A 26,966-nucleotide genomic window follows, 5' to 3' on the forward strand; every position below is an offset into this window, starting at 1 on the left:
TCTAAGGCGCGGGCATGACTTATGACATTCATGTGATCGGCGGCGGGCTGGCTGGCTCGGAAGCGGCGTGGCAACTGGCCGAGGCCGGCTTGAAGGTCCGCCTGTCGGAGATGCGCGGCGGCGCGGATACGACGCCGGCCCATCATGGCGGCGACCTGGCCGAACTGGTCTGCTCCAACTCCTTCCGCTCGGACGATGCCACCTCCAACGCGGTCGGGCTGCTGCATCAGGAGATGCGCGCGCTGGGATCGATCATCATGGCCAAGGGCGATGTCCATGCCGTGCCCGCGGGTTCGGCGCTGGCGGTGGACCGCGACGGCTTTTCGGGCGGCGTGACGGCGGCGCTGGCGGCGCACCCCAACATCACCATCGTGCGCGAACGCATCGACACGCTGCCCGACGGTCCTGCGATCATCGCCACCGGTCCGCTCACCGCGCCGTCGCTGGCGGGCGGCATCGGCGCGGCGACGGGGGCCGAGGCGCTTGCCTTCTTCGACGCCATCGCCCCGATCGTCCACCGCGAGTCGATCGACCTGGAGGTGGCCTGGTTCCAGAGCCGCTGGAACAAGGGCACCGGCAAGGACTATATCAACTGCCCGATGAACAAGGATCAGTATCTGGCCTTCCATCAGGCGCTGATCGACGGTGAGAAGACCGAGTTCCGCGAGTGGGAAAAGGACACGCCCTATTTCGACGGGTGCATGCCGGTCGAGGTCATGGCGGAACGCGGGGTCGACACGCTGCGCTTCGGCCCGATGAAGGGCGTCGGCCTCGACGATCCGCGCACCGGCCGCTGGCCCTATGCGGTGGTGCAGTTGCGGCAGGACAATGCGGCGGGCACCTTGTGGAACATCGTCGGTTTCCAGACCAAGCTCAAATATGCCGAGCAGATCCGCATCTTCCGCACCATCCCGGGGCTGGAAAAGGCGGAGTTCGCGCGGCTGGGCGGCCTGCATCGCAACACCTTCATCCGCTCGCCGGAATTGCTCGATACCACGCTGCGGCTGAAGTCGCGGCCCAACCTGCGCTTTGCGGGGCAGATCACGGGGTGCGAGGGCTATATCGAAAGCGCCGCGATCGGCCTGCTCGCGGGACGCTTCGCCGCCGCCGAACTGACCGGCAAAACTATCGCGCCGCCGCCGGTCGAAACCGCGCTGGGCGCGCTGCTCGGCCATATCACCGGCCTGGCCGAAGCGGAAACCTATCAGCCGATGAACGTCAATTTCGGCCTGTTCCCGCCCATTCCCGGCCGGACCAAAAAGGCCGACCGCAAGAAGATGTACACCGACCGGGCGCGCGAAGCCCTGCCGGGCTGGATCAACTCTCTTCCGCCGGGGCCGCCTCCGGTGCCCCAGCCCGCGCCCGCTGTTCCGGCGGACAACCCCGCCGAGCCGGCCGACGCTTGACGGCGGTGGTCGCGAACTCGGCGGCGTCCATCGCCCCCGATCGATCATGGTCGGCGGTGGCGAACTTGGTCGTCGCCTTGATCGCCCATTCGTCGAATGACAGCTTGCCATCGCCGTCGCGGTCGAGCCTTGCATAGGCCTTGCGCCGCGATGCCAGATACTCCTCGCGCGTGATCCTGCCGTCGCGATCCTTGTCGTAGCGATCGAAGCGCTTCTGCTCGCGGGTCCGGGCGGAAGCTTCGGGCAGCGGGGCATCCTCGTCCCCGGCGGTCTGCAATGGCTGGCCGACAGCGGCGCGGGCGGAGGGTAAGGGCGACGGCGCATCGGGGCGACTGCCCCACAGGAACAGCCCTGCCCCCGCGAGCACGAGCGTGCCCAAGCCACCGGCCAGATAGCGCCACATCGGTTCCGTCTCCCCCGTCAGACGGGACAGGGTTAACCGGGGTTGGGCCGGGGCGGCAAGGTCCTTCCCGTGGCCTTCGACTTCGCTCAGGCTGAACGGAGATTTGGGGCACACCTCCCCTCTCTGTCCACCCTGGCGAAGGCCGGGGTCCAGTTGCGGTGAAGCCGATGATACGCCATCGACAAGACGCCGATACGGGACCACGGCCATCGCTGGGGTGGTGCGATGGAAAGGCGTCAGCGCCCCGTCAGGCCGTGCCAGGCGAGCCGCACTGCACGTAAGGGATGGCCGGGCAAACGATCCGGGTGACGCAGGCTTTCGCGCGCCAGAATGGCCAAACCCGTCAATCCCCGAGCGCCCTTCGCCGGTTTGCGAGCAAGCAGCCTATCCAGTTCTGACGCCGCCACGCCACCAGCCCGCCCGGCCATCGCCTTATCGGAGAGATGCCCCGCCAGATCGGCCCTGGCCCAAGCGGTCCCGAGCGGGGTCCATTGCGCCCCCTCCCCGAGCAATTGCGCGACACGCGCGAACAACACCCCGCCACGCGCTTCGGCATGGCGGGCGATGCGTTCGTCATCCAGTGGCTCGCCATCGTCGAGCAGCACTTCCCACCCCTCGACCATGGGGGCCAGGTCGCCTCCCCGCACCCCGACCGGCAGGACCGATGCCGCCAGCCGCTGCAACACCGGATGCGCGGGCGCCGGTTCGTGGTCGAGCTCTTCCAGCGCCTCGTGCCACCAGGTCAGCCGCATCTGGCCGATCATCGGCTCGCTCGTGGTGCGCAGGATCCCCGCCAGTTGGTGGTCCAGATCGAGCAGCGCGGCAAAGCCCTCCCGGGCCGCCGCAGGCGCATAGCCGACCGCCAGCGCCTGTTCGCGCATGACCGCCTCGATCGCGGCGGAGGGCATATCGGCGGAAGGTGGGGCGGACGTCATGCCGGCGGTCCTGCCACGACGCCCGGCGTCCCGCCACGAAAAAGGGCCCTCCGGACATGCCGGAGAGCCCCTTCTCTTGCGTGGTTTCCCCGTCGCTTAGCCGCGATAGGTGACCTTCTTGACGGTGGCGACGACCTTGGCGGCATCGACCAGCGCCAGCTTTTCGAGGTTGGCGGCATAAGGCAGTGGCACGTCCTCGTTGGTCACGCGCAGCACCGGCGCGTCGAGATCGTCGAAGCCCTCTTCCATCACGACCGCGGTGATCTCCGACGCGATCGAACAGGTGGGCCAGCCTTCCTCGACCACGACCAGACGATTGGTCTTGGCGAGCGACTTGAGCACGGTCTTCGTGTCGAGCGGACGCAGCGTGCGCAGGTCGATCACCTCCGCCTCGATGCCTTCGGCGGCCAGCTTCTCGGCCGCTTCGAGCGCGACGCCCACGCCGATCGAGTAGGACACGAGCGTGACGTCCTTGCCCTCGCGCATGATCCGCGCCTTGCCGATCGGCAGGACGAAATCGTCGAGCTTGGGCACGTCGAACGAACGGCCGTACATCAGTTCGTTCTCAAGGAAGACGACCGGGTCTTCCGACCGGATCGCCGCCTTCAGCAGGCCCTTGGCATCGGCCGCGTCATAGGGCGCGATCACGATCAGGCCGGGCACGCTGGCATACCACGGACCGTAATTCTGCGAGTGCTGCGCACCGACGCGGCTGGCGGCACCGTTGGGACCACGGAACACGATGGGGCAGCGCATCTGGCCCCCGGACATGTAGTTGGTCTTGGCGGCCGAGTTGATGATATGATCGATCGCCTGCATGGCGAAGTTGAACGTCATGAACTCGATGATCGGGCGCAGGCCGCCCATGGCGGCGCCGGTGCCGACACCGGCAAAGCCATATTCGGTGATCGGCGTGTCGATCACGCGACGATCGCCGAACTCGTCCAGCAGCCCTTGCGTGACCTTGTACGCGCCCTGATACTGCGCGACTTCCTCGCCCATCACGAAGACGCGGTCGTCGGCGCGCATTTCCTCGGCCATCGCGTCGCGCAGCGCTTCGCGGACGGTGAGCTTCACCATCTCGGTGCCTTCGGGGATTTCCGGCGAAACGGGCGCTTCCTGCTCGGCGGCGGCGACCAGCTTGTGCGTCCCGCTCTCCGGCGCGACCTTGGGCTCGGGCGCGTCGGCCTTGGGCGCGGGCGCTTCGGCGGCGCCGGTTCCGGTCGCCGCAGCGGCAGTGGCGACGTCCTCCCCCTCTTCGGCGAGGAGGGCGATGGTCGTGCCGACCTTCACATTGTCGGTCCCCTCGGCGATCATGATCTTGGCGATCACGCCCTCATCGACGGCCTCGAACTCCATCGTCGCCTTGTCGGTCTCGATCTCGGCCATGATGTCGCCGGACTTGACCGTATCCCCTTCCTTCACCAGCCACTTGGCGAGCGTGCCCTCTTCCATCGTCGGGGACAGGGCCGGCATCTTGATCTCGATCGCCATCTCAGTAACGCTCCACCAGCACTTCAGTGTAGAGTTCAGCCGCATCGGGCTCGGGGGTCTGTTCGGCGAAGTCCGCCGCTTCGTTGACCGTCTTGCGGATATCCTGCTCCAGCGCCTTAAGATCGGCCTCGGTGACGCCTTCGGCCTCGAGCAGCTTCTTCACATGGTCGATCGGGTCGGACTTGTCGCGCACGCCCTGCACTTCCTCGCGGCTGCGATACTTGGCGGGGTCGGACATGGAGTGGCCGCGATAGCGATAGGTCTTCATCTCAAGGATGATCGGACCCTTGCCCGCACGGACCCAGGCCAGCGCCTCTTCGGCCGCGCCGCGACAGGCCAGCACGTCCATGCCGTCGACCTGGATGCCGGGGATACGGAAGCTCTCGCCACGGCGATAGAACTGGTCCTCGGACGAGGCGCGGTTGACCGCGGTGCCCATGGCATACTGGTTGTTCTCGATCACGAAGATGATCGGGAGCTTCCACAGCTCGGCCATGTTGAAGCTCTCGTACACCTGGCCCTGATTGGCAGCGCCATCGCCGAAATAGGCGACGCAGACACCACCGTCATTGCTGTACTTGTGCCCAAACGCCAGCCCGGCGCCCAGCGAGACCTGCGCGCCGACGATGCCATGGCCGCCATAGAATTTGTGCTTGGTCGAGAACATGTGCATCGACCCGCCCTTGCCCTTGGAGATGCCGGCGCCACGCCCCGTCAGCTCGGCCATGATAACCTTGGGATCGATGCCGTAGGCCAGCATGTGGCCGTGGTCGCGATAGCCGGTGATGACCGAATCCTTGTCGCCGTCGAGCGCCGACTGGAGGCCCACCGCCACGGCTTCCTGGCCGATATACAGGTGGCAGAAGCCGCCGATCAGGCCGAGGCCGTAGAGCTGGCCCGCCTTTTCCTCGAAGCGGCGGATCAGGAGCATCTGCTTGTAGAAATCGAGCAGCTGTTCCTTGTTGGCCTGGAACGGCTGCGGTTCGGCGGGACGCTCCCGATTGGGAATGGGGGGCTCGCTGGTACGGCTTGGAGCTTTTGCCACAGTCGGGAACACCTTTGTTTCCGTTAGGGAAGGATCGACGCCTATTGGCCCGGTTCTGCGCGAAACTCAATTCCCCGTTGTCATTCCGGCCCGGACAGCTGGAATTTACCGGTGGATAGCTCCGCCTCGGTTGCCTTGCCGACGCGCCGCGGCCTACAACGCCCGTCGACCATGGACAGACCCCAGCACCCCTTCCGCATCGCAAATTTCCGAAGCTATTGGTTGTCGCGCCTGTCGGGCACGATCGCCCAGACCGCGCTCGCCATCGTCATCGGCTGGCAGGTCTATGGGCTGGCGCGCGAGACGATGGATATCCGGCAGGCCGCGTTCCTGCTGGGCATGATCGGCGCGGCGCAGTTCGTACCGCTGTTCCTGCTGACGCCGGTGACCGGACTGATCGCCGACAGCCTCGACCGGCGCTACATCGTCCGCGCCACCACCGCGCTGACCACCGTGGTGACCGCGGCGCTGGGCCTGTTGACCTATCTCGGCGCATTGTCGCTGCCCGCGCTGTTCGTCGCTGCGGTGCTGATCGGCGTGTCGCGCGCCTTTACCGGCCCGGCCTATTCCGCGCTGGCCCCCAATCTGGTGCCGCGTACCAGCCTGCCGACTGCGATCGCGATCTCCTCGATCGCGTGGCAGGTGGGAACGATCGCCGGGCCCAGCGTCGGCGGGCTGCTCTACGCCATCCACCCCGATGTCGCCTATGCGACGATCACCGGCCTGTTCCTGCTGGCGCTGGCCACGATGTTCCTCATCAAGCCGGTGCCCCAGCCGCCCGCCCAGACCGACCGCCGCCCGCTGACCCGCATCCTGGAGGGCTTTTCCTATGTGCGGCACAACCGGCTGGTGCTGGCCACGATCACGCTCGACCTTTTCGTCGTGCTGCTGGCCGGGGCGACCGCGCTGCTGCCCATCTATGCCCGCGACATCCTGCATGTCGGGTCGCAGGGGCTGGGCGCGCTGGCGGCGGGCATGGGGATCGGCGCGGCCGCGACCGCCATCTTCTTCTCGGTCAGGCCGATGCGGTCCAATGTCGGCGTCAAGATGCTGGGCGCGGTCATCGTCTTCGCGCTCGCCATCCTGACCTTCGGCCTGTCGACCCATTTCTGGCTGAGCCTGGCCGCGCTGATCGTCGCGGGCGGCGCGGACATGGTGTCGGTCTATGTCCGCCAGTCGCTGATCCAGCTGCACACGCCCGATTCGATGCGCGGTCGGGTGTCGGCGGTGTCGCAACTGACCATTTCCGCCTCCAACGAACTGGGCGAGGCGGAGAGCGGGCTGATGGCCTCGCTGCTCGGGCCCGTCGGCGCGGTGGCCTTTGGCGGGATCGCCGCGATCGTCATCACCTTGCTCTGGGCGCGGCTGTTCCCGGAACTCAAGCGCGCCCGAACCTTTGACCCACCAGACATTCTGATGACCGAACCAACCCACGGAGAAGCCAAGCCATGAAGGCCAACACCATCCTGGACACGATCGGCAACACGCCGCACGTCAAGATTCAGCGGCTGTTTCCGGGATCCGAGGTCTGGATCAAGTCGGAGCGGTCCAACCCCGGCGGATCGATCAAGGACCGCATCGCGCTCGCGATGATCGAAGCGGCGGAGGCCGAAGGCCTGCTGAAGCCCGGCGGCACCATCGTCGAGCCGACGAGCGGCAACACCGGCGTGGGGCTCGCCATGGTGGCGGCGGTCAAGGGCTATAAGCTCATCCTCGTCATGCCCGAATCCATGTCGATCGAGCGCCGCCGCCTGATGCTGGCCTATGGCGCGCGCTTCGACCTGACCCCGCGCGAAAAGGGCATGAAGGGCGCGATCGAGCGCGCGCTGGAGATCGTGCGCGACACACCCGGCGCCTGGATGCCGCAGCAGTTCGAGAACCCTGCGAATATCGACGTCCATGTCCGCACGACCGCGCAGGAAATCCTGAACGACTTCCGCGACTCGCCGATCGACGTCATCATTACCGGCGTCGGCACGGGCGGCCATATCACCGGCGTTGCGGAGACGCTGAAGCAGCAATGGCCGGACCTGAAGGTCTATGCGGTCGAGCCCGCCGCCTCGCCGGTCCTGCAGGGCGGCCAACCCGGCCCCCACCCGATCCAGGGCATCGGCGCGGGCTTCATCCCCGCCAACCTGCATACCCAGGCGATCGATGGCGTGATCGAGGTCGATGCCAATGCCGCCAAGGACATGGCGCGGCGTTCGGCGCGTGAGGAAGGGCTGCTCGTCGGCATCTCGTCGGGCGCGACGCTCGCCGCGATCCAGCAAAAGCTGTCCGACCTGCCCGAAGGCACCCGCGTGCTGGGCTTCAACTATGACACCGGCGAGCGCTATCTCTCGGTGCCGGATTTCCTGCCCGAACAGTGAGTGGCGGAACCGGGCCGCGCGGTCGACTCCGCGCGGCATTGATCGTCATTGCCGGTACGGCCAGCGTCGTACCGGCGCTGCTCGTGGCGAACGCGCCGTCCCCGCCCGCGCATCGCCGCGCCACGGCCCATGGGCTCGCGCGCGCGCCGCGCGTCGTGTCCCCCGCCGCTATGCCCCCGGTCGAGCCCGTCGCTTTCATCGCCATGTCCCCCGGACGAGGCGCGGGCCTATAACGAGCGCATTCCCTTCTCCACCGATCCCAATCCGGCGGCCCGCCCCTTCATCCTGCACGGATCGACGGAAGACAGGGCGCGCGCACTCGACTGTCTGGCGACGGGCATCCTGTACGAGGCGGGCGACGATGCGACGGGCGAGCGCGCGGTGGCGCAGGTCGTGCTCAACCGGCTGCGCCATCCCGCCTTCCCCAAAACCATTTGCGGCGTCGTGTTCGAGGGGCAGGAACGCAGCACCGGGTGCCAGTTCACCTTCAGCTGCGACGGCGCGCTGGCCAAATGGCAACCGTCCGACGCCGCATGGACCCGCGCGCGGGACATTGCGGCGATCGCCCTGAACGGGAAAGTCTTTCGTCCGGTCGGCTATGCCACCCATTATCATACCGACTGGGTGGTTCCCTATTGGCAGGCCAGCCTGGACAAGGTGGCTCGGGTCGGCAGCCATTTGTTCTTCCGCTGGTCGGGCTGGTGGGGCACACCACCCGCCTTCAACCGGCATCCGATAGCCGGGGAGCCGCGCATCGCCGCAATCGCGGCCCTATCGGTCGCGCATCGCGACGGGCCCGACGCGATCGGCGAAGCGGGAACCGCGCTGGCCGAAGCGGCGGTGGCGAGCGGCACGGCGGCTCCGCTGGCCGATGACCGCGACATGTTCCTGGTGGCGCTGCCCGCCGGGCTCCCGCCCGAAGGTTTTGCCCCGTTCGCGCTCAAGCTGTGCGGCGCACGGTCGCATTGCACCGTCATGGCATGGCGGGATGCCGCCGCCGCGCCCATGGCGACACCGCTTTCGCCCGCCCAGATGGAATCGATGGCGTTCAGCTATCTGCGCGACCTGGCCGCCGGCCTGGAACGAACGCTGTGGAATTGCGGACTATATCCGGGCTTGCGCGGCCGGACCTGCATGAAGCGCCGGACACTCGTCGCGACCCCCGCTCCCGCCGCAAGCCCCGTGCCCGCCGCTGCCCCCATATCCCCGAACGATCCGGCTCCAGGCGATCTGGCAGGCGTGCGGCGTGCCAGCGCGTCGACGCCCGCCGCGCCAGGGATTCATCAGTGATTCAGGGGCGATAAGTTTCGACCACCCCGATGAAATCGGTCAGTTCGGCGATGGCGGCGTCGATATCGCTCCGCTGTTCGCGCAACGCAGCGATCTTGGCGTGACAGCGCGCGACCGTCACTTCCCGCTGCTGGCGGCGGCCGTCATCCAGATCGTAGAGGTCGATCATCTCGCGAATCTCGGCCAGGCTGAACCCCACCCGCTTGCCCCGCAGGATCCAGGCCAGCCGGGCGCGGTCCCGGTGCGAATAGATGCGCTGCGTCCCGCGCCGCTCGGGCGCGATCAGCCCTTCATCCTCGTAGAAGCGCAACGCCCGCGCCGTGACGGCGAATTCGCCGCACAGATCGGTAATGGAATAATGATCCCGATCCCCACGCGGAGGTATCGCGGCATAGGCGGCGACCTTCGTCATGGGCCGGGACGCTATATCCCCTTTACGTCAACGTCAATCAGCGCAGAGCGGCGTGCCACCCGGCCCGCGCAGCGTGCGCGCCTCCGCCGCCGACGCGCTCACCCGCTCGACCATCAGCGCCGACAGGCTGGCCCGGCCGGTGCAGAAGGCCTGGCATTCGGCCGGCAGGCTGGCGGGGAACTGGATCGCCTCCCCATCGAAGCGCGCGGTGAAGCGGCAACGGCCCAGCGTCACGCCCAGCGTCGCTCCGTCGCGCGTCAGCAGACCGGAGGCGCTGCACCCCTGCCCTTCGCCATAATCGAGGACGATCCCGATCCGGCGCGGACGACCAGCCCCTTTCGCCGCCCCGTCCTTGCCGATGATGCACATCCGATCCGAATCGCGCGACCATATCCCGTCGAGCGGCGCCGCCGCCGGATCGGCGACCACGCCGGTGGCGATCGCCGTCGCCTCCAGCCGCGCACCCGCCGCATTGTCGCCATCGCCATCGCCCTGCCCGCACGCCGCCAACAGAAGCGCGGCGGCAAGCAGCGCGCCACCCCGCTTCACGCGACGGAGACCAGTCCGTCGCCCTCGATCCGCCGATAGAAACAGCTGCGCCGGCCGGTGTGGCACGCGGGACCGGCGGGATCGCAGATCATCCAGATCGCGTCCTGGTCGCAATCGATCCGCATCTCGACGACGCGCAGCACATTGTCGGAGGTTTCGCCCTTCTTCCACAGCCGTCCCCGGCTGCGCGACCAGAAATGCGCCTCGCCGGTCTCCCGCGTCGCCGCCAGCGCCTCGGCGTTCATATGCGCGACCATCAGGATCTCGCCCGTCGAGCGATCGGTGGCGATCGCGGTCAACAATCCCTGCGCGTCGAATTTGGGGTCGAGCGTCAGCCCGGTGTCACGATGGTCGGCCATGCATGGCCTGTAACGCCGAACGTCCCGCCGTCCAAGCCGATCGGATCAGCCATGGTGACGGATCGCATCGATCAAGGCCGCCTTGTCCATTCTGGACCGCCCCTTGATCCCGATCTTGCGCGCCTCGGCCAGCAAAGCGGCCTTGGTCCTGTTCTCCAGATGGGTGGCATTGTGCGTCAGGGTGCCGTTTGCCTTGGCATTGGCGATACGCGCCGCTTTCTCCGGCGATTGCCCTTCCTTGCGCAGCGTTTCGTACAGCGCGGCATCCTTGATCCGTGGGCCGTGATCGCGCGTCATACAGCTTCTCCTGGCTGCGGTGCGAAACGCGGCGTTCACGAAAATGATCCACAGAACCATGACAAACAGGCGACAAAAGCAAATCGCGTTTCTATATGCGCCGCATCCCTCCCCTTCGTTGCAATCGTGTGAGCCCCTCTCCCATGCTGACGACCCATCCTTTCGACGACGACAAACTCCGCGAGGAGTGCGGCATTTTCGGTGTCTCCGGCGCTTCGGGCGCGGCGGCGCTGACCGCGCTCGGCCTGCACGCCCTGCAACACCGGGGGCAGGAAGCCGCCGGCATCACCAGCTTCGACGGCCATTTGTTCCATACGCACCGCGCGATGGGCCATGTCGCGGGCAATTTCGACCGTGACGATGTGATCCGGGGCCTGCCGGGCGACACCGCCTGCGGCCATGTCCGCTATTCGACCACCGGCGAGACCGCGCTGCGCAACGTCCAGCCGCTTTATGCCGACCTGTCGACCGGTGGCTTCGCCATCGCGCACAATGGCAATATCTCGAACGCGATGAAGCTGCGGCGCGAACTGGTGCGGCGCGGCTCGATCTTCCAGTCGACCAGCGATACCGAGACGATCATCCATCTGGTCGCCACCTCCAATTATCGCACGCTGCTCGACCGCTTCATCGATGCGCTCAAGCAGGTCGAAGGCGCCTATTCGCTGATCGTCATGACCCCGGAGGGCATGATCGCCTGCCGTGATCCGCTCGGCATCCGGCCGCTGGTCATGGGTCGACTCGACGGCGCGGTGATCTTCGCCTCGGAGACGGTGGCGCTCGACGTGTGCGGCGCGACCTTCGAGCGCATGGTGGAGCCGGGCGAACTGGTCATCGTCCAGGGCACCGAGATCCGCTCCATCCATCCGTTCAAGGCGGTGTCGCCGCGCCCCTGCATCTTCGAATGGGTCTATTTCAGCCGTCCCGACTCGATTGCGGGCGATCAGTCGGTCTATTCGGTGCGCAAGGAAATCGGCGCGCAGCTCGCGGTCGAGGCCCCGGTCGACGCCGATCTCGTCATCCCGGTGCCCGACTCGGGCGTTCCGGCCGCGATCGGCTATGCGCAGGCGTCGGGCATTCCATTCGAGCTGGGCATCATCCGCTCGCACTATGTCGGCCGCACCTTCATTCAGCCCGGCGACAAGGTCCGCCATCTGGGCGTCAAGCTCAAGCACAATGCCAACCGGGCGCTGATCCGGGGCAAGCGCGTCGTCCTGATCGACGACTCGATCGTGCGCGGGACCACCAGCCTGAAGATCGTGCAGATGATGCGCGAGGCGGGGGCGGCCGAGGTGCATATGCGCATCGCCAGCCCGCCGACCCGGCACAGCTGCTTCTACGGCGTCGATACCCCCGAGCGCGCCAAGCTGCTGGCCGCCAAGCTCGACCTGGGCGGGATGACCGACTTCATCCATGCCGACAGCCTGTCCTTCGTGTCGATCGAAGGGCTGTATAAGGCGCTGAACGCCACGCGCGAGGGCACGCCCAGCTATTGCGACGCGTGCTTTACCGGCGACTATCCCACCACGCTGACCGATCATGACGAAAGCACGACGGTCGACCAGTTCCAGATGCTGGCAGAGCGGGTCGCCTGATGGCGGGCGCCCTCGACGGCCGGCTGGCGCTGGTCACCGGTGCCAGCCGGGGCATCGGCGCCGCCACCGCCATCGCCCTGGCGGCGGAGGGCGCCCATGTCGTCCTGACCGCGCGCACGCCCAAGGGGCTGGAAGAGGTTGAGGAGACGATCTTCGCCGCGGGCGGATCGGCGACCATCGCGCCGCTCGACCTGACCGAAAATGAGTCGATCGGGCGACTGGCCGCGGCGATCGGCGAACGGTGGCGGGCGCTCGACGTGATGGTGCTGAACGCCGCCATGCTGGGCTCGCTGGCCGCCGTGCCCGCGATCGATCCCAAGGAACTGGCGCGCGTCCTGACCCTGAACGTCAGCGCGCAGGCCGCGCTCATCTCCGCCTTCGACCCGATGCTGCGCCGGGCGCGGGCGGCGCGGGTGATCGGCGTCACCTCCTCGGTCGGCCGCAACCCGCGCGCCTATTGGGGAGCATATGGCGCGTCCAAGGCGGCGTTCGAGACGCTGCTGGGTGCCTATGGTGACGAAACCGCCGAGATCAGCGCGATCCGCACCGCGATCGTCGATCCGGGCGCGACGCGCACCCAGATGCGCGCCAAGGCCTATCCGGGCGAAGACCCCGCATCGGTCAAGGCCCCGGACATCGTAGCGGCCCGGATCGCCGCGCTGGCGACGCAAGGGTTCGAAGCCGGACATTTCGAACGCGTCGGATAAACGGGGTTCGGGACGTGGCGGGGATTATCGCAGGGTCGCGATGATCCCCGCCATTTCGAAGACCGTGCCCTGCGCGTCGAGCGACAGCCCCCTTGCCGCGCCCGCCAGATCCTGCGCCGCCGCATAGGCGTCCAGCGCGACCTTCAGCCCCGGCCCGGACCGTCCGCGCGCACGGTGCGCGATAAAGGCGGGCGCGCGGTCCAGAAACGCCTCGTACCGCGCCTGCGACGCCTTGCCCGCCAGCCCCTTGGCCAGCTTCACCCGCTCGGCATTGCCCGGATCGCCGGTCTCGGCGATGCGCGCAATCGCCTGGTCCAGACCGGCGATATCCAGCCCGGCGAAACGCAGCGCACGGCCCGGCGCGCCATCCGCCACCGCGACCAGCGTGGCGATCTCCTCCTCCTGCGCCTCGGGCAGTTGCTGGCGCAGCACGCGTGCGACATCGCCATCCGCCAGCCGCTCGAACCGTAGCAGCCGGCAGCGCGACCGGATCGTCGGCAACAACCGTCCCGGCGCATGGCTGACCAGCAGGAACACCGTTCCGGCCGGCGGCTCCTCCAGATTCTTGAGCAGCGCATTGGCCCCGCCGCGCTCCAGATCGTCGATCGCGTCGATCAGCACGACACGCGCCGGCCCCATGGCGGGCGCGGTGGCGAACATCGGCTGGAGCGTACGGACCTGCGCGATGGTGATCGACCGCGCGAGATCCTGATCGGGCTTGTCCGCATCCTTGGGCAGGCGCGCCAACACCCGGAAATCGGGGTGCGACCCCGCCGCCATCAGCTTCGCGGTCGGGTGATCCCCGGGTACGGCCAGACCGGGGGGCAAGCCCCCCTGCCCGCTGGCGCGCGCGAGCAGCCGCGTCGCCGCCGCGCGCGCGAACCCCGCCTTACCCACCCCCTCGGGCCCGGCGAGCAGCCAGGCGTGGTGGAGCTTGGCCCCGTCCAGCGCGGCGGCAAAGGCGGCCTGCGCCGCATCATTGCCGACCGGCAGGGTCATGCGATCAGCCGAACAGCGAGGTCAGTCCGGCCCAGGCACGGCCGAAAAAGCCCGCCTCGGCGACATCCTTGTCCGCGACCAGCGGCAGGTGCTGCACGGGCATATCGGGCGAGGTGATGACCAGATCGGCGATATGCTGGCCCGCCTTGATCGGCGCCTTGATCGGGCCCTGATAGACGACCTTCGCGCTCAGTTGCGGATCGAGTCCGGCGGGCAGCGTCACGGTCAACGCACGCGGCGCGACCAGGCCGACCTTGCTGGACGACCCCATCTGAACCTCGGCATCGGCGACCTTCTTGCCCTGCGCGACGACCGGCTTGGCCTGCCACGAGCGGAAGCCCCAGTTCATGAAGCGCACCGATTCGTCGGCCCGCTTGTTGAACGAGTTCACCCCGGCAAGAACCATCACCAGACGACGGCCATTCTGCTCCGCCGATCCGGTGAAGCCGAACCCGGCCTCCTCGGTATGGCCGGTCTTCAGCCCATCGGCCCCCGCAACGCGCCCCAGCAGCGGATCGCGGTTCGCTTGGGTGATGGCGTTGCCGCCCATCGTCTTGCCCCAGGTAAAATCGCGGCGCGAATAGAATTGCTTGTAGAGCTTGGGGAAGTCCACGATCGTATGCTCGGCCAGATCGGCGAGGTCCCGCGCGGTGACATAGGTCACGCCGCCATCGGGCCAGCCATTGGCCGTGCCGAAATGGCTGTTGTTGAGGCCGATCTGCTTGGCGGTGCGGTTCATCCGCTCGACGAAGCTCTGTTCCGACCCGGCGATATGTTCGGCCAGCACGACGCAGGCGTCGTTGCCCGACAGGGTGACGATGCCATAGAGCAGGTTGGCGACGCTGACCTGTTCGTTCGGCGACAGGAACATGGTCGAACCCGCCTGCGGCCCATGCCACTTGGCCCAGGTTTCGGGCTGGACCGTGACCATGTCGTCCAGCTTCAGCTTGCCCTGCTTCACAAGGTCGAACGCGACATAGACGGTCATCATCTTGGCCAGCGACGCCGGGGGCATCCGGCGATCGGCGTTGCGCTCGAACAGGATCGCGCCCGACGACAGATCCTTCATGAAGGCGACGGGGGCGTCGGTCTGGAACTGCGGAGCGGCGGCGATCGAGGGGTGGGCCAGCGCGACGAGGGCGAGCGGGGCGGCGAGCGATGCGAACAGCGTCTTCATGGGTGTTCCGTGGCCAATGGTCGGAGAGAGGTCAATCCTGATGCAGGATGCGGGCATCGTCATAGCCCGCCTGCGCCGCCGCGTCACGCAGCGCTTTTGCCGAATCCGCATCGAGCGATGCCCGCTCGACCCGCCACACCCGGCCGACCCTGTGGCTCTGCGCCTGAAAACGACGGGCCAGCGCGGCGGCACGCGACGGGCTGGAGAAGCTGGCGATCTGAACGCGATAGGTCGCCGCCGGATCAAGCCGGATCGGCCGCGCGACCGGCGTGACCGCGCTCGCCCCCGCCAGGATCAGGCCGGGATTGCCCGCGCCCGGACGCAGCGCGCGCAAGCGGATATGCGCCACCGAACGGCGATTGGTGCCGAGCAGCCGCGCGGCGCCGAGCGACAGGTCGGCCAGCCGGTCGGCCCGCCCCGGACCCCGGTCTCCCACCCGCGCGACGATCGTCCGGCCGGTATCGACATCGGTCACCTCGACCATGGATTCCAGCGGCAGCGTGCGATGCGCGATCATCACATCCTCCGGGTTGAAGCGCCGCCCCGTCGCGGTCCGCCGCCCGGCCAGTTCATGCCCGTACCAGCTTGCCTGCCCCCGGGCGTCATACCCGCCATAGCGGGCCGGCGATGGCGCTTCCTCGGCAGCGGCGGGCACCGTCAGGACCGCGCCCAGCGCGACCAGCCCGAGGGCCAGTGCCTCAGCCCGCAATCGCATCGGCCAGCAATCCCACCGACAGGGCATAGAAATTGGAACAGTTATAATCGAGGATGACGCGGTAATTGCCGGTCAACAGATAGGCGGTCGCCCCCTGCCCGTCCGGCTCCATCAGCGTCGCGAGCACGCGGTCGTCGGGCCAGGCCACGCCCTGCGGCACGATGCCCAGCGCGCGCCATTCGGCGATGGTCCGCCATCCACTATGCCGTTCGAAGACACGCGGGCAACGCGGGCTGACCAGCCGGTTGCGGACCATCGAACGGTCGAACCCCGCCGGGATCGTGACGGCCAAGCCCCAGGGCTGCCCCGGCCGCCAGCCCGCATTGGCGAAATAATTGCCGATCGAGGCCAGCGTATCCGCCTCGCTGTTCCAGATATCGGCGCGACCATCCCCATCCCCATCGCGCGCCAGACGCAGATAGATGGAGGGCAGGAATTGCGGGTTGCCCGTGGCCCCGGCCCAGCTGCCCTTGAGCTGCTCGCGCGAGACGCCACGGTCCATCATCTTGAGCGCGGAGATGAACTCGCCCTCGAACAAGGGCCGTCGCCGCCCTTCATAGGCCAGGCTGGCCAGCGAACGCAGCAGGTCGAAATTGCCGGTATAGGCGCCGTAATTGGTCTCATGCCCCCAGATCGCGACCATAATCGACTCGGGCACGCCGGTCTCACGCTCGATCCGCGCCAGGCGCGGGCGCTGCGCCAGATATTTGCTGCGCCCCCGGCTGATCCGCGCGGAATCGACATGCGCGGCCTTATAGGGCGCAAAGGGGCTGAACCCGCTATTGGCGGGCCCGCCGGGCTGTCGCCGATCCAGTTCGATCACCCGGCTGTTGAGCGTCAACGTCGGCAGCACCGCGTCCAGCGTCGAGCGGCTGACCCCCTGCGCCTGCGCCGTCCCGCGCACCTGTTGCAGATAGCGCTGAAAGCCGGCCTCGTCCTGCGCACAGGCCGGGGCCGCGCCGAACATCGTCGCCAGTACCGCACCGATCACGAAGCGCATCCCGCGCCGGGTCTTGTCCCCCCACATGCCCCCTATGTGCCATAGCCCCCGGCGAACCGGAACCTCACGTCACCGCGCCCCCGGCACGGCCAGACGCGTGCGTCGCCATGCGAAAAAGCCGTCGATAGCCAGTGGATTCGCCGCCGGGCTTGTCGTAAACGCCAACGCCCGCAGCGCAGGAAGAGTGTCCGAGCGGTTTAAGGAACTGGTCTTGAAAACCAGCGACGGGGCAACCCGTCCGTGGGTTCGAATCCCACCTCTTCCGCCATTTCAGTCCGCCTCTGGGCACGCCAATCGCCGCCGATTCCCGCCCTTGGCCAGCAATAAGCGTCTTCAGCAGCTCCGTTTTCGATCCCATGATGCGAATTGCGTCGTCGGCGACCTCGACGCGCTGCGCCAGGGCGCGTAGGTGATCCCGCCGATAGCCGCCCTCGTGACCGCGAATGCGCTCCCGCGCGCGGCGTGCAAACCCTTCGATCATCGCGGGACTGAGGCTGCTGTGGCCGGGGCTGTCGAGCAGGGCTTGCGCCCGGTCGGCGTCGGCTCGCGCCTGATCGCGGATGACCTTGAGGCCGGCGATGCGCTCTTTGAGCGCCGGGTCATCCAGATCGGCCACACCGGCCTCGATGGCGTCGTAGAGCCGCTTGAGGCGCGATTCGGATTCGGTCGCCTGCCGCTGCAAAGAGGCGATATGTTCGCGGCGGCGCTCGGCCTGATCCTCGCGGCGACCAAGGACGCTGCCAAGCAGCTTCTCCAGACGGGCGGGATCGAGCAAGCGGTCTTCGATATGGTTGACGACCATATCGTCGAGCTTGTCCATGGGGATCGCTCGGCCCTTGCAGCCGGTCTCGCCCTGCCGCGCCTTGATCGAGCAGGCATAGTAGCGGTAGCGGCCGCTTTTGCCGGTGCGGATGGTCATCGCGCCCCCGCAGTTGCCGCAATAGCAGATGCCGGTCAGCAGGGTCGGCCCGATCACCACGCGGGCGGGGAGTTCGGTCTTGGGGTTGCGGGCCTGCAAAAGCGACTGAACGGCATCGAAGGTCTCCCGTTCGATGATGGCGGGCACCGGGACGATGACGATCTCGCCCGGAGCGCGTGGGTCGTTGTGCTTGCTGCGCTTCCCCCATTCATGTTCACCGATATAGGTGCGCCGCGTCAGGACGCGATGGACCTGGCCGATGCCCCAGCGGCCGCCGTCGCGGGTGAAGATGCCCTTGGCGTTCAGATGCTTGACTATGGCTTTGACGCCCATCTGGCCGCTGTCGCCCTGACCTTCCAGAGCGAGCCGATAGATCAGACGGATCGTGTCGGCGTGCAGCGGGTCGATTTCCAGCTTTTTCTTGGTCTTGGCCCCGCGCTGTTCGGCTGCGGCGATCCGGTAGCCGATCGGCGGCAGCGAGCCGTTCCAGAAGCCCTGCCGGGCGTTCTCCTTCAGGGCGCGCGTGACGTGCTTGCCGTTTTCCTTCGACTGGTATTCGTCGAACAGGGACATGATCCGACGCATCATGTCGTGGATCGGGTCGTCCCCCAGCTCTTGCCAGATCGCACTTCCAGCATAAATCCATCACCATCCCGGTTTGAGTAGAGGGAGCGAAATGTTTTCTCATCCCCGACCGCCGGCCCCGATGAGGAGTCTAGCGAGGCTGTGCGGCGGGATCGAAAAGGGCTGACCGCCCCACCTTCATGGCGAGATCAAGCAGATTGCGCAGCGTCTTGCTCTGATTATAGGGTGACCAGACCGCCGAGAATGCAACGGTTCCCGACTCGTCGGCAATCTCACGAGCGACAACGCCGGATGGCACAAGATCAAGGTTCTCTGCCACGAAAAGGGACATTCCCTGTCCCGCCGCAATCATTGCCAGCAGGGAACCGCGACCGGCCGCGAGACGCAGAATATTGGGAACCGGCCACTTCCCTGCCGCGCGCACCACGATCAGGCCATGAACCTGTGGGCCAGTCCCGCTTTCGCGCGCGAGGAAGGTTTCCGCCGAGAGGTCTTTCCATTCGATGCGGCCGTGCTGTGCCAGCGGATGTGTTTCCGACATGGCAACCATGAGACGGTCGCGCCAGACCACGCGGGAGTGAAGATCGGGGATTTCTTGGGTGCAGGCCATGAAGGCCACGTCAAGCCGGTCCTCACGCACCTGTATCTGTGTCTCGCGGGCCGTGCCTTCGGTGATGCAAAGGTCTACCTCGGCATGAAGACCGCGAAAGCGATCAAGCAGTCGCTCGAGAAATCCGCCAACGATAAGACCGTGGACACCGATGCGTAGCGCGCCATGCTCGCCACGCGCCACCTTCCAGCGGTCTTGACGGCGCGGTCTAAAGATTCCAGCGCGCCGCTAACTTGAGCAACAAAGCTGCACCCGGCTTCTGTGAGCCGGACGCCACGCGTATTGCGCTGGAACAGCAGAACGCCAAGGTCTTCCTCCAGCGCCTTTACGCGCGCGCTGACGCTCGATTGGCTGGTGCCGAGCGCCCGCGCTGCGCGGTGGAAACTGAGATACTCGGCAACCGCAAGCGTCTGGACCAATGCGGCCATCGGGATTCGGTCGCTTGAAATTCCTATGAGGTCGCCCCCCCCCCGGCTGTCCCCTGATGATTTACGCCTGCGGTTGCGTCTCATGGTCGAGCATCTGTTCGGAATGACCAGACACTTATGGCCATTCCAACGCTCACGAACACCAGCGCGACTATCGACAATACAGACGGAATCTCGCCAAGTAGCAACGACGCCTCGATCACGGCGAAGACCGGGACCAGAGCAGCAAACGAGGCCCCGACAGTCGGGCCGAGCAAAGAAACTGATTTTCTATAAAAATAGAGAGCCGCGATTGAGACCATGACCCCTTGGTAGAATGCCTGAAAAGATAGCTCGCTTAAGGGAGCGTCGAAGATCACGCCACCCTTTATGACGGCGTAGACTGGGATATAAATCAACGCAGATACCACCGAGACGAGAGCCGTCGCATGCAGCGCGCCAACAGAGAACGCTCTCGTCGATATGGTATAAACCGCTCACAGAAACCCGCCGATCAAGAACACGCCGAGGGCGTTTCCACGACCTGCCATTCCGGTAAACTCATAGTAGCCCGCTAGGCAGATACCTGCCGTGATTGTCAGCAGACTGATCCGCTCTCCCCGGGAAATGCGATTGCGTAGCCACAAGGCGCTCAGCAAGCCTGAAAAGGCAATCATACTGCCCGGTGTTGTTACCGCGAAGACTCCGACCGGGGCCTGCGTGAGGCCATATGAGACAATGAGCATGTAGGGTGCGCCGATCCCAAAAACCATTAGTGCGACCGGCAGAAACCCAATCTTGCCGAACCCCGAGCGGACCAGCGGAGGTAGAAGCAGCAGACCAGATACCGCGAACCGCAGGAAGGTTACATCGAACATATCCAGCGACGAATGGGCGACCCCGAGACGGGTCATCACTGGAAAACCGCCCCATATCAACGCAGCAGCCAAGCCGCAGAGAATACCTGTCAGGCGGCGGCGGGTTTGGGCTGGCGGCTCCATGGGACCTCCTGCCGAGAACGGAGCCCCGGATGCGCGTCGATATATTTTTGTCATTAGTGTCATTTTTGACGATGGAGTCAAGAATGAACACGGCGCGATGAAAAACCTGCATGCTCTCATCTTGAACATGTCTGTAAATATTGCCCTTGCTGCGCTATCATCCGCTTCAGAAAAGGGAAGCATCATGGTCGGCGTCAGACAATTCGATGAGAGCGCAGCACTGGCGGCTGCACTTGAGACCTTCTGGTCCCAAGGGTTGGCTGCGACGACGATGCCGGACCTCGCGCGTGCGACGGGTGTTCAGCGGGGATCGCTCTACAACGCCTATGGCGACAAGGAGACGATCTTTCTTCGTGCCTTCGATCTTTACGAGGACCGTTTCCTGAAGGCAGTCGAAGTGAGCTTGACGCAGGACGATGCTGGCGCGCTGCTGCGCAGCGTCTTTGAGACCGCGATTGCGAACATGACCGCTGGCTCTCCTCCGCGCGGATGCCTGACCACAAAGACGGCAGTGGACGGCAGCACCGCCAGTGCTCTGGTCCATGACAGGTTGAGAGTGCTCGTGGAACGTCTGTCCACGATGTTGGAAGCTGCCTGTTCTCGACCCAGTATCGCCCAGCAACTGACACTCTCGCCACCCGAGGCTGCCGCAGTCATCGTTACATTCACGCGCGGACTCGCGGTGATGGAGCGCATCGTCGGGGACAGCGACTTCCTGTCTCGGACGGCGAGTTCACTGACACGGTCGCTTGTAGACCGACACAGTTGAAATGTCTCTCAGACGTCGCCAGCCTCGGGGAAAAGGGCTGTCAGTCGTTCTCTTGCGGCGGCGGGCAAGGGGCGGGACTTGCGCGTGGTTTCGTCCATCAGGACGATGACCGTTTCGGCGGTCGCGGCACAAGCGCCATTCTGGAATATAGCTTGTTCAAGCCTGATCGAGCTGCGGCCAAGAGCGGCGATGCGTGTGCCGATCACAACCTCGCCCGGCCAGACGATCTCGGATCGGAAGTCGAGGGCCAGCCGCGCGATGACGAATGCGCTGCCCGCGTCTGCCAGCGGCCATGCAGGATCATAGAGCAGTTCCACGCGGCCTGTTTCCAGCAACGTTGCGAAGATGGCATTGTTGACGTGCCCCTGCCTGTCGGTGTCTGCGTAGCGTATCTTGTCCGTTGCACGCAGAGGAAAATCATCCGGGTTGGGACTGTAGGTCATGAGCTTTCGCCCTCATGTTCCGCTGACGGTGCCGCGCGCGCGAGGCCATCGAAGGCGTCGAGCAACCGTTCCCGCCAGAGGAAGACTGGATCATTCGATGCGAGCAATTCGACAGGGCTCGTGCATCGCGACCACATGAACATCCCGAAAATACAATAATCGGCGTATGCGGCCGTCTGACCCGAGACGAAATCCTGTGCTCTGAGAATGTCGCGCAACGGTGCGATTGCGTGTCTTAAAGTTTCCAGATTCGTTGGGCGTTCCGCGGCCACTTCTTCGAGCGACCTCCCGAATCTTTCTTCCCGCGTCCTGCGAAAGTAACTTCTGTCTTGCGGAGCAAGACGGTTGTAGATGTCCAGCAGGATGATCCGTCCGATCACTGGCAAAAGCGCTTTGTCCGCCCATGCGTTTATGAAGTGCGATAGATCGACCATACGCTCACCGGGAAACAAGGCAGGCGCGAGAGGGTAACGTTGCTCCAGATGCACAGCGATTTGCCAAGAATCGTATATTGCCTCACCATTGTCGACAAGAACCGGCACATTGCCTTGTCCTGAAAAGGCAATTGCGCTCTTGTCCATGAACCTCCACGGCCGACGGTCGGCATGCAGCCCTTTGTGCGCAAGGGCCATGCGTGTCTTCCAGCAATGTGGGCTGAACCGAAGGTTTGGGTCCGCCCCCGCGAGTTCGTAGAGTACAATGCCCATCATCAAAGCTTTCCGCTCACAGTCGATGCCGTCTGACTGAAAAGGTGCTGCTTTGCCCCATCGGTAACGGTCGGAGCCGAGTTCACGGTCTCGGCGATCTCATATGCTCGGCGGATGGCAGGGCGGTCAGCGAGGGCGTCCAGCCATCGGGAGATAGCGGGGAACTGCAAAAGGTCTTGGCCCTGTCGTGCGTGCAGGCGCACCCATGGATAGCAGGCGATGTCGGCAATAGAGTAATCGCTCGCAATGAAGTTTCGTTCTCGTAGGCGGCGGTCGAGTACGCCATAGAGGCGGTTAGTTTCGTTCACGTAGCGGTCAGTCGCATACGGGATGCGTTCGGGCGCATAGTGAGTGAAGTGATGGTTCTGTCCGGCCATCGGACCGAGGCCCGCCATTTGCCAATACAGCCACTGGAGCACTTCAAACCTTGCGCGCCGTTCAGTTGGCAAGAGCTTGCCGGTCTTATCTGCCAGATATTCGAGAATGGCACCCGATTCGAAGACCGCCAGCGGAGCACCGCCATCGTCCGGCATGTTGTCTATGATCGCCGGGATTCGGTTGTTGGGGCTGATGCGAAGGAAGTTCGCGGCAAACTGCTCTCCCGAGGAGATGTTAACTGGGTGGATTCGATACGGAAGCGCCATTTCCTCTAATGCAATCGTAATCTTGTGCCCATTTGGCGTAGTCCAATAGTAGAGATCGATCATGCGTCGCCCGCCCCTTGACTGTTTTGTCAAAAGACGATCTGACCAATCTTTGACATATATGTCAAGAATGGTGAAAGGTTTGGACAAGAAAGGTATGAGCGCAAACTTCTTCTGTTGTGCCTCCTTGCTAGGATGGATTGCCTGCGCGGCGTTGCCGCGCGATGGCGGGCGGCGCTGCGATATGTGGGCCTCCGCGCTGCCCGCCATCGATCACGCCCGATCTTGCCTTGCCTGCGATGTGGTCGGCGCATCTGTCATGCGTTCCGCCTCGAACGCCTCTTTGCCCTTTCCGGCCCACAGTTCCCGCGCCCGTTCGCCATCCTCGCTTTTGAGTTTATCGGCCATCCAGAGCATCGCGCCGAAGATGATGGCGCGGCCGTCGCCGGTCAGGTCCACGATGCCAGCCTTGACGACAAGGCCACCGAGTTCGATCAGATGCCGTGTGCGCTTGCGGCGCTCGACCTGCCATGTCCGCATGTCATGCCGCGCCCGCGCCGCCTGATGCCGGTTGCGCGCCGCCCGATTGCGTTGCAGCGCCGCCAATGTCGCGGTCAGGCGCTGGTGCAGATCGCCGCGACCTGCCTCGAAAGAACGCCGCCCCACGCTTCGCCCATGCCTCCCGCTTTCCGGCATCCTTGGTTTCGACCAGCGCGACGAGCGCACCGGCCAATTCGTCGGCGGTGAGGCCATGGGCCCCGGTGGCGATGACCAGTTCGCCAAGCTGCTGCACCTTCCGTATCTTGAGTTCGCGCGCCCTGTCCTCAAGCGCCTTGAGTTCCGCGTCATAGTCCCGTGGCTTGCGCATCACATCCTCCATGATCTGTTGATGCAGAGAGGATAGTTGCGCAGGCGGTGGAACGCAGTATTGTTGCCGGGACGGTCTGGCATGCTCCGGTCCATCCCGAGATTTTTTCGAGGGAGGGCGCGCTTATACGTCGTTCCGACGTGCGCATTGGCCGTGGCAATGCTTGATCGCGATGGCGATCTATCATCTTCACGTCAAGGTCATTGGCCGCAAGGCGGGATCGAGCGCGGTGGCGTCCGCCGCCTACCGCTCGGCCTCGCGCCTGCGCGATGAACGCATCGACCGCGTGCAGGACTTTTCCGCCAAATGCGGTGTTGTCTATTCCGAGGTGCTGTTGCCCGAGAGCGCACCGGAGGCATGGGGCGACCGCGAACGGCTCTGGAACGATGTGGAAGCGTTCGAGGTGCGCAAGGACGCGCAGCTTGCCCGCGAGGTCGAATTCGCCATTCCGCGCGAGATGAGTGAGGCGCAAGGCATCGAGCTTGCCCGTGACTTCGCGCAGGCCGAATTTGTCGATCAGGGCATGATCGCCGATTTGAATGTGCATTGGGACATCGGCGAGGATGGCATGCCGAAACCCCATGCCCATGTCATGCTCACCATGCGATCCGTGCACGAGAACGGGTTTGGCCCGAAGGTCCGCGACTGGAACCGCACCGAGATGGTGGAGCGCTGGCGGAAACGATGGGCCGAGCATGTCAACGAGCGCCTAGCCGAACTCGATATAGACGCAAGGATCGACCATCGCAGCCTTGAAGCGCAGGGCATCGACCTTGAGCCTCAGAGCCAGATCGGCGCTCCGGCGCAGCGCATCGAGGGCGAAGGCGTTGAAGCCGCAGACCGCGCCGAACTGCACCGGGAGATTGCCCGCAACAACGGCGCGCGGATCATCGCCGATCCTTCTGTTGCATTGGGCGCGATCACGCATCAGCAATCGACCTTCACGCGGCGCGACATGGCGATGTTCGCGCATCGGCACAGCGATGGGATCGAGCAGTTCAACGAGGTCATGGGCGCGATGCGCGGTTCGCCCGATCTGGTCGAACTTGGGCAGGACAGACGCGGCGAGGATCGGTTCACCACCCGCGACATGATCGAGGCCGAACAGCGCCTGCATCGTGCTGCTGAATTGATGGCCGAGAAGGAATTGCACGAGGTCAGCGACAGGGACAGAGAGGCCGAACTTGCCCGCGCCGAACAGCGCGGCCTTGTGCTTTCCGGTGAGCAGGCTAACGCGCTGGCGCATGTCACGGACGGGCGCAATCTCGGCATTGTCGTCGGTTACGCCGGGACAGGAAAGAGCGCCATGCTCGGCGTGGCGCGCGAGGCATGGGAAGCGGCAGGCTACGAGGTTCGTGGCGTTGCCCTGTCCGGCATCGCGGCGGAGAATCTAGAAAGCGGATCAGGCATTTCGTCCCGCACCATCGCCAGTATGGAACACGGCTGGCAGAACGGGCGTGACATGCTCACCAACCGCGATGTGCTTGTCATCGACGAGGCGGGCATGGTCGGCACGCGGCAGATGGAGCGCGTGCTGTCCCATGCGGCGGAAGTGGGCGCGAAGGTGGTGCTGGTCGGCGATCCGCAGCAGCTACAGTCCATCGAGGCGGGCGCAGCCTTCCGCTCGATCCATGACCGCCACGGCGGTGCGGAAATCGGCGAGGTGCGCCGCCAGAGTGAGGACTGGCAGCGCGACGCCACGCGCGATCTGGCAAGCGGCAGGACCGGCGCGGCGATCCATGCCTATGACGCGCACGACATGGTGCATGCGGCGCAGACCCGCGAGCAGGCGCGTGGCGATCTGATCGACCGCTGGGACCGCGACCGGCAGGCGTCACCGGATGCCAGCCGCATCATCCTCACCCACACCAATGCCGAGGTCCGGGAACTCAACGAGGCCGCCCGCGACCGGAAGCGGGAGGCGGGCGATCTGGACGAGGACGTGCGCGTCACGGTCGAACGCGGAGAAAGAAACTTCGCCGCCGGGGATCGCGTCATGTTCCTGCAAAACGAGCGCGGGCTTGGCGTCAAGAACGGAACGCTCGGAACCATCGAACAGGTCAGTGCGCAGAGCATGACCGTGCAGACCGACGATGGTCGCTCCATTGCCTTCGACCTGAAAGACTACAACCGGATCGACCACGGCTATGCCGCGACCATCCATAAGGCGCAGGGCATGACCGTGGAGCGGACGCATGTGCTGGCAACGCCGGTTATGGACGCCCACGGCAGCTATGTCGCCCTGTCGCGTCACCGCGACGGCATGGACCTGCATTACGGTTGCGACGACTTTGCCACACAGGACAAGCTCATCAACACCCTGTCGCGGGACCGAGCCAAGGACATGGCGACCGACTACGACCCGGCACAGGACTATGCCGAGCGGCGCGGCATCACCTTCCGCGCTCGCGTTGCCCAGATCATGCGCAGGCTGGTGCCGGAGAACGTCCACGACAGGATCGAGGACATCATCGACGGATTGCGACAGCTCAGCGATGGAGTGCCTGGCGCTGATGTTGCGAAGCAGCCGGAAATGGCCGGAAAAGCGGCTGCGGAGAGGCGGGCCGGGGAAGACCCGGAGGAAGCGTTGCGTCGCGCCCGCACGCGCGCGCTGGTTCGTCACGCCCGCGCTGTGGATACGATCTTCGCGGCGCAGGAGCAGGGTGGCAGGGCCAGCCCGGAACAGGTGCAGGAGTTGCACGACGCCCGCAAGGTCTTCGAGGACGTGCGGCCCTACGGCTCGCACGATGCCGAAGCCGCCTACAAGAAAAATCCCGAGCTTGCGACGGAGGCTGCTACGGGGCGCACCGCCCGCGCGATCCGCGCCCTGCAACTGGAAACCGAAATCCGCACCAATCCGCAGCGTAGCACCGACCGCTTCGTGGAACGTTGGCAGAAGCTCGACCACGCCAGCCAGCGCCAGTATCAGGCGGGCGATATGTCCGGCTACCGATCCACGCGGGCCGAGATGGGCAACATGGCGAAAAGCCTTGAACGCGATCCGCAAATGGAATCCATCCTCGCGGGCCGCAAGAAAGACCTCGGCATCGGGATCGAATCAGGCCGCAGCCTCGGCCAGCAACTCGCCGTCAATCACGGCATCGACCTCGGCATCGGCCGGGATCTCGGATTATAGCCCACATTCTCCAAGTAAGTCGCTGATTTCGCTGTCGTAATCGTGATATTTCGCATATAAATCATGGCGTTGACGGCTGCGAGGGGCGCGTTTCATGGATCACCTGGAGGGTGCGGGCTTGGCGC

General features: G+C 65.4%; 28 protein-coding genes, 1 tRNA gene and 2 pseudogenes. 9 read left to right on the forward strand and 22 right to left on the reverse strand.

Translation table 11 applies throughout. The features are described 5' to 3' along the window. Positions 1-14: 14 nt before the first annotated feature. Entirely contained in the window at positions 15-1,406 is a 1,392-nt protein-coding gene (trmFO, locus tag RN629_RS15530) for a methylenetetrahydrofolate--tRNA-(uracil(54)-C(5))-methyltransferase (FADH(2)-oxidizing) TrmFO (RefSeq protein WP_407036051.1), read from the forward strand. Here the strand turns inward: trmFO and RN629_RS15535 are convergent. The 4 genes from RN629_RS15535 to pdhA all read right to left on the reverse strand — a co-directional run bounded on the left by RN629_RS15535 (position 1,318) and on the right by pdhA (position 5,283). After that, positions 1,318-1,809, reverse strand: a complete 492-nt coding sequence (locus RN629_RS15535) for an EF-hand domain-containing protein (protein ID WP_407036052.1) — start codon at positions 1,807-1,809, stop codon at positions 1,318-1,320. The genes trmFO and RN629_RS15535 overlap by 89 nt on opposite strands. A 236-nt stretch (positions 1,810-2,045) precedes the next feature. Continuing rightward, positions 2,046-2,744 carry a squalene/phytoene synthase family protein gene (locus RN629_RS15540; RefSeq protein ID WP_407036053.1) on the reverse strand — a complete coding sequence of 233 codons (699 nt, stop codon included), beginning with the start codon at positions 2,742-2,744 and terminating at the stop codon, positions 2,046-2,048. Positions 2,745-2,840: 96 nt separating this feature from the next. Beyond that, on the reverse strand, positions 2,841-4,238 hold the full coding sequence (locus RN629_RS15545) for a pyruvate dehydrogenase complex E1 component subunit beta (RefSeq protein ID WP_407036054.1): 1,398 nt from the start codon (positions 4,236-4,238) through the stop codon (positions 2,841-2,843). Position 4,239: 1 nt separating this feature from the next. After that, positions 4,240-5,283: a pyruvate dehydrogenase (acetyl-transferring) E1 component subunit alpha gene (gene pdhA, locus RN629_RS15550; protein WP_407036055.1), complete on the reverse strand. Its 1,044-nt coding sequence runs from the start codon at positions 5,281-5,283 to the stop codon at positions 4,240-4,242. Between the two features lie 171 nt (positions 5,284-5,454). Here pdhA and RN629_RS15555 point away from each other — a divergent pair, with 171 nt between their 5' ends. The 3 genes and pseudogenes from RN629_RS15555 (at position 5,455) to RN629_RS15565 (ending at position 8,942) form a co-directional block, all read left to right on the forward strand. Continuing rightward, positions 5,455-6,735, forward strand: coding sequence for an MFS transporter (locus tag RN629_RS15555; protein WP_407036056.1), 1,281 nt, complete (start codon positions 5,455-5,457; stop codon positions 6,733-6,735). Beyond that, on the forward strand, positions 6,732-7,652 hold the full coding sequence (cysK, locus tag RN629_RS15560) for a cysteine synthase A (protein ID WP_407036057.1): 921 nt from the start codon (positions 6,732-6,734) through the stop codon (positions 7,650-7,652). The genes RN629_RS15555 and cysK overlap by 4 nt, the downstream gene beginning before the upstream one ends. Before the next feature lie 38 nt (positions 7,653-7,690). Beyond that, positions 7,691-8,942, forward strand: a pseudogene (locus RN629_RS15565) (cell wall hydrolase). A 1-nt stretch (position 8,943) separates the two neighbouring features. On the opposite strand, the gene RN629_RS15570 reads toward RN629_RS15565, so the two are convergent. Genes RN629_RS15570 through RN629_RS15585 form a run of 4 tightly spaced genes read right to left on the reverse strand, consistent with a single transcriptional unit; the run spans position 8,944 to position 10,559 of the window. After that, positions 8,944-9,354, reverse strand: coding sequence for a MerR family transcriptional regulator (locus RN629_RS15570; RefSeq protein WP_407036058.1), 411 nt, complete (start codon positions 9,352-9,354; stop codon positions 8,944-8,946). A gap of 33 nt (positions 9,355-9,387) precedes the next feature. Then, a complete protein-coding gene (locus tag RN629_RS15575; RefSeq protein ID WP_407036059.1) occupies positions 9,388-9,903 on the reverse strand; it encodes a hypothetical protein in 516 nt (171 codons plus the stop codon). After that, on the reverse strand, positions 9,900-10,262 hold the full coding sequence (gene hisI / locus RN629_RS15580; RefSeq protein ID WP_407036060.1) for a phosphoribosyl-AMP cyclohydrolase: 363 nt from the start codon (positions 10,260-10,262) through the stop codon (positions 9,900-9,902). The genes RN629_RS15575 and hisI overlap by 4 nt, the downstream gene beginning before the upstream one ends. 45 nt (positions 10,263-10,307) lie before the next feature. Further along, positions 10,308-10,559 (reverse strand): DUF7218 family protein, encoded by a 252-nt coding sequence (locus tag RN629_RS15585; RefSeq protein WP_407036061.1) that lies wholly within the window; start codon positions 10,557-10,559, stop codon positions 10,308-10,310. A gap of 143 nt (positions 10,560-10,702) precedes the next feature. Here RN629_RS15585 and purF point away from each other — a divergent pair, with 143 nt between their 5' ends. Together purF and RN629_RS15595 are read left to right on the forward strand one after the other, a co-directional pair. Next, a complete protein-coding gene (gene purF / locus RN629_RS15590; protein WP_407036062.1) occupies positions 10,703-12,154 on the forward strand; it encodes an amidophosphoribosyltransferase in 1,452 nt (483 codons plus the stop codon). Further along, positions 12,154-12,861 carry an SDR family NAD(P)-dependent oxidoreductase gene (locus RN629_RS15595; RefSeq protein ID WP_407036063.1) on the forward strand — a complete coding sequence of 236 codons (708 nt, stop codon included), beginning with the start codon at positions 12,154-12,156 and terminating at the stop codon, positions 12,859-12,861. The genes purF and RN629_RS15595 overlap by 1 nt, the downstream gene beginning before the upstream one ends. 24 nt (positions 12,862-12,885) lie before the next feature. On the opposite strand, the gene RN629_RS15600 is transcribed toward RN629_RS15595, so the two are convergent. The 4 genes from RN629_RS15600 to RN629_RS15615 are packed head-to-tail and all read right to left on the reverse strand — an operon-like array spanning position 12,886 to position 16,779. Continuing rightward, positions 12,886-13,860: an AAA family ATPase gene (locus RN629_RS15600; RefSeq protein ID WP_407036064.1), complete on the reverse strand. Its 975-nt coding sequence runs from the start codon at positions 13,858-13,860 to the stop codon at positions 12,886-12,888. Between the two features lie 4 nt (positions 13,861-13,864). Further along, the gene (locus tag RN629_RS15605; protein WP_407036065.1) at positions 13,865-15,037 is read right to left on the reverse strand and encodes a D-alanyl-D-alanine carboxypeptidase family protein; all 1,173 of its coding nucleotides are present in this window, start codon (positions 15,035-15,037) and stop codon (positions 13,865-13,867) included. 31 nt (positions 15,038-15,068) lie between these two features. Then, positions 15,069-15,752 (reverse strand): septal ring lytic transglycosylase RlpA family protein, encoded by a 684-nt coding sequence (locus RN629_RS15610; protein WP_407036066.1) that lies wholly within the window; start codon positions 15,750-15,752, stop codon positions 15,069-15,071. Next, complete coding sequence (locus RN629_RS15615) at positions 15,736-16,779, reverse strand: lytic murein transglycosylase (RefSeq protein ID WP_407036067.1); 1,044 nt, start codon at positions 16,777-16,779, stop codon at positions 15,736-15,738. Before RN629_RS15615 ends, RN629_RS15610 begins: the two co-directional genes overlap by 17 nt. Before the next feature lie 151 nt (positions 16,780-16,930). On the opposite strand from RN629_RS15615, the gene RN629_RS15620 reads away from it, so the two are divergent. Next, positions 16,931-17,020: transfer RNA gene (locus RN629_RS15620), tRNA-Ser, on the forward strand. Between the two features lie 576 nt (positions 17,021-17,596). Here the strand turns inward: RN629_RS15620 and RN629_RS15625 are convergent. From RN629_RS15625 to RN629_RS15645, 5 genes and pseudogenes are all read right to left on the reverse strand, one after another. Then, positions 17,597-18,259: pseudogene (locus tag RN629_RS15625) on the reverse strand (recombinase family protein); the annotation flags it as partial. Between the two features lie 127 nt (positions 18,260-18,386). Next, positions 18,387-19,049, reverse strand: coding sequence for a LysR family substrate-binding domain-containing protein (locus RN629_RS15630; protein ID WP_407036068.1), 663 nt, complete (start codon positions 19,047-19,049; stop codon positions 18,387-18,389). Then, positions 18,941-19,378, reverse strand: a complete 438-nt coding sequence (locus RN629_RS15635; RefSeq protein WP_407036069.1) for a LysR family transcriptional regulator — start codon at positions 19,376-19,378, stop codon at positions 18,941-18,943. Before RN629_RS15635 ends, RN629_RS15630 begins: the two co-directional genes overlap by 109 nt. Then, entirely contained in the window at positions 19,375-19,758 is a 384-nt protein-coding gene (locus tag RN629_RS15640; protein WP_407036078.1) for an EamA family transporter, read from the reverse strand. The genes RN629_RS15635 and RN629_RS15640 overlap by 4 nt, the downstream gene beginning before the upstream one ends. 12 nt (positions 19,759-19,770) lie before the next feature. Continuing rightward, on the reverse strand, positions 19,771-20,274 hold the full coding sequence (locus tag RN629_RS15645; protein WP_407036070.1) for an EamA family transporter: 504 nt from the start codon (positions 20,272-20,274) through the stop codon (positions 19,771-19,773). On the opposite strand from RN629_RS15645, the gene RN629_RS15650 reads away from it, so the two are divergent. Next, complete coding sequence (locus RN629_RS15650) at positions 20,273-21,043, forward strand: TetR/AcrR family transcriptional regulator (RefSeq protein ID WP_407036071.1); 771 nt, start codon at positions 20,273-20,275, stop codon at positions 21,041-21,043. The genes RN629_RS15645 and RN629_RS15650 overlap by 2 nt on opposite strands. An 8-nt stretch (positions 21,044-21,051) precedes the next feature. On the opposite strand, the gene RN629_RS15655 is transcribed toward RN629_RS15650, so the two are convergent. The 5 genes from RN629_RS15655 to RN629_RS15675 form a co-directional block, all read right to left on the reverse strand. After that, the gene (locus tag RN629_RS15655; RefSeq protein ID WP_407036072.1) at positions 21,052-21,486 is read right to left on the reverse strand and encodes an acyl-CoA thioesterase; all 435 of its coding nucleotides are present in this window, start codon (positions 21,484-21,486) and stop codon (positions 21,052-21,054) included. After that, positions 21,483-22,196, reverse strand: a complete 714-nt coding sequence (locus RN629_RS15660) for a glutathione S-transferase family protein (RefSeq protein WP_407036073.1) — start codon at positions 22,194-22,196, stop codon at positions 21,483-21,485. The genes RN629_RS15655 and RN629_RS15660 overlap by 4 nt, the downstream gene beginning before the upstream one ends. Beyond that, on the reverse strand, positions 22,196-22,900 hold the full coding sequence (locus tag RN629_RS15665; RefSeq protein ID WP_407036074.1) for a glutathione S-transferase N-terminal domain-containing protein: 705 nt from the start codon (positions 22,898-22,900) through the stop codon (positions 22,196-22,198). Before RN629_RS15665 ends, RN629_RS15660 begins: the two co-directional genes overlap by 1 nt. 210 nt (positions 22,901-23,110) lie before the next feature. Beyond that, the gene (locus RN629_RS15670; RefSeq protein WP_407036075.1) at positions 23,111-23,377 is read right to left on the reverse strand and encodes a conjugal transfer protein TraD; all 267 of its coding nucleotides are present in this window, start codon (positions 23,375-23,377) and stop codon (positions 23,111-23,113) included. A gap of 1 nt (position 23,378) precedes the next feature. Continuing rightward, the gene (locus RN629_RS15675) at positions 23,379-23,705 is read right to left on the reverse strand and encodes a conjugal transfer protein TraD (RefSeq protein ID WP_407036076.1); all 327 of its coding nucleotides are present in this window, start codon (positions 23,703-23,705) and stop codon (positions 23,379-23,381) included. A gap of 172 nt (positions 23,706-23,877) precedes the next feature. Between RN629_RS15675 and traA the strand changes: the two genes are divergently transcribed. Then, the gene (traA, locus tag RN629_RS15680) at positions 23,878-26,841 is read left to right on the forward strand and encodes a Ti-type conjugative transfer relaxase TraA (RefSeq protein WP_407036077.1); all 2,964 of its coding nucleotides are present in this window, start codon (positions 23,878-23,880) and stop codon (positions 26,839-26,841) included. Positions 26,842-26,966 lie beyond the last annotated feature (125 nt).

Origin of the sequence: Facivitalis istanbulensis (genome assembly GCF_040560405.1) — a bacterium.
Classification (GTDB): domain Bacteria; phylum Pseudomonadota; class Alphaproteobacteria; order Sphingomonadales; family Sphingomonadaceae; genus Sphingomonas; species Sphingomonas istanbulensis.

Bases quoted from the DNA above. Each gene is read 5' to 3' on its own strand.
- trmFO (WP_407036051.1), top strand. From the start codon at position 15: ATGACTTATGACATTCATGTGATCGGCGGCGGGCTGGCTGGCTCGGAA.
- traA (WP_407036077.1), top strand. From the start codon at position 23,878: ATGGCGATCTATCATCTTCACGTCAAGGTCATTGGCCGCAAGGCGGGA.
- RN629_RS15675 (WP_407036076.1), bottom strand. From the start codon at position 23,705: ATGCGCAAGCCACGGGACTATGACGCGGAACTCAAGGCGCTTGAGGAC.
- RN629_RS15605 (WP_407036065.1), bottom strand. From the start codon at position 15,037: ATGAAGACGCTGTTCGCATCGCTCGCCGCCCCGCTCGCCCTCGTCGCG.
- hisI (WP_407036060.1), bottom strand. From the start codon at position 10,262: ATGGCCGACCATCGTGACACCGGGCTGACGCTCGACCCCAAATTCGAC.
- RN629_RS15535 (WP_407036052.1), bottom strand. From the start codon at position 1,809: ATGTGGCGCTATCTGGCCGGTGGCTTGGGCACGCTCGTGCTCGCGGGG.
- RN629_RS15665 (WP_407036074.1), bottom strand. From the start codon at position 22,900: ATGATCGATCTCTACTATTGGACTACGCCAAATGGGCACAAGATTACG.
- RN629_RS15545 (WP_407036054.1), bottom strand. From the start codon at position 4,238: ATGGCGATCGAGATCAAGATGCCGGCCCTGTCCCCGACGATGGAAGAG.
- RN629_RS15585 (WP_407036061.1), bottom strand. From the start codon at position 10,559: ATGACGCGCGATCACGGCCCACGGATCAAGGATGCCGCGCTGTACGAA.
- RN629_RS15655 (WP_407036072.1), bottom strand. From the start codon at position 21,486: ATGACCTACAGTCCCAACCCGGATGATTTTCCTCTGCGTGCAACGGAC.
- purF (WP_407036062.1), top strand. From the start codon at position 10,703: ATGCTGACGACCCATCCTTTCGACGACGACAAACTCCGCGAGGAGTGC.
- RN629_RS15660 (WP_407036073.1), bottom strand. From the start codon at position 22,196: ATGATGGGCATTGTACTCTACGAACTCGCGGGGGCGGACCCAAACCTT.
- RN629_RS15610 (WP_407036066.1), bottom strand. From the start codon at position 15,752: ATGCGATTGCGGGCTGAGGCACTGGCCCTCGGGCTGGTCGCGCTGGGC.
- RN629_RS15595 (WP_407036063.1), top strand. From the start codon at position 12,154: ATGGCGGGCGCCCTCGACGGCCGGCTGGCGCTGGTCACCGGTGCCAGC.
- RN629_RS15540 (WP_407036053.1), bottom strand. From the start codon at position 2,744: ATGACGTCCGCCCCACCTTCCGCCGATATGCCCTCCGCCGCGATCGAG.
- cysK (WP_407036057.1), top strand. From the start codon at position 6,732: ATGAAGGCCAACACCATCCTGGACACGATCGGCAACACGCCGCACGTC.
- RN629_RS15555 (WP_407036056.1), top strand. From the start codon at position 5,455: ATGGACAGACCCCAGCACCCCTTCCGCATCGCAAATTTCCGAAGCTAT.
- RN629_RS15615 (WP_407036067.1), bottom strand. From the start codon at position 16,779: ATGTGGGGGGACAAGACCCGGCGCGGGATGCGCTTCGTGATCGGTGCG.
- RN629_RS15645 (WP_407036070.1), bottom strand. From the start codon at position 20,274: ATGGAGCCGCCAGCCCAAACCCGCCGCCGCCTGACAGGTATTCTCTGC.
- RN629_RS15570 (WP_407036058.1), bottom strand. From the start codon at position 9,354: ATGACGAAGGTCGCCGCCTATGCCGCGATACCTCCGCGTGGGGATCGG.
- RN629_RS15650 (WP_407036071.1), top strand. From the start codon at position 20,273: ATGGGACCTCCTGCCGAGAACGGAGCCCCGGATGCGCGTCGATATATT.
- RN629_RS15600 (WP_407036064.1), bottom strand. From the start codon at position 13,860: ATGACCCTGCCGGTCGGCAATGATGCGGCGCAGGCCGCCTTTGCCGCC.
- RN629_RS15635 (WP_407036069.1), bottom strand. From the start codon at position 19,378: ATGAGACGCAACCGCAGGCGTAAATCATCAGGGGACAGCCGGGGGGGG.
- RN629_RS15670 (WP_407036075.1), bottom strand. From the start codon at position 23,377: ATGCGGACATGGCAGGTCGAGCGCCGCAAGCGCACACGGCATCTGATC.